Genomic DNA, 386 nt, shown 5'->3' on the forward strand with positions numbered 1-386 from the left:
CGGTCAGCCACATGTCGAGGCCGCCCAGCGCCACGCCGGCGGCCGTGCCGTATTTCGACCAGAGCGGCTTGACGTTGCGCACCCGCTTGAGATCGTAGCCGATCGGCGAGGAGCGCCAGGCCTCCTCGTAGGACGCCACCTCGTCATGGGAGCGCCCCGCCTGCAGGGCCGCGAACACGTGGTCGGCGCACAGCATGCCCGACAGGATCGCGTTGTGGCTGCCCTTGATGCGCGGCACGTTCACGAAGCCGGCCGAGTCGCCCACCAGGCAGCCACCCGGGAACGACAGCCGCGGCACCGACTGCCAGCCGCCCTCCATGATGGCGCGGGCCCCGTAGCCGATGCGCTTTGCCCCCTCGAACACGTCGCGCACCATCGGGTGCGTC

1 protein-coding gene is annotated in these 386 nt (G+C 71.0%); it reads right to left on the reverse strand.

The window, feature by feature from the left end; translation table 11 throughout:
• The coding region (locus tag E4K09_RS14075) for an NAD(P)/FAD-dependent oxidoreductase (protein WP_425293845.1) at positions 1–386 on the reverse strand (386 nt) is incomplete at both ends.

Source organism: Microvirga pakistanensis (genome assembly GCF_004458765.1).
Taxonomy (GTDB): Bacteria; Pseudomonadota; Alphaproteobacteria; order Rhizobiales; family Beijerinckiaceae; genus Microvirga; species Microvirga pakistanensis.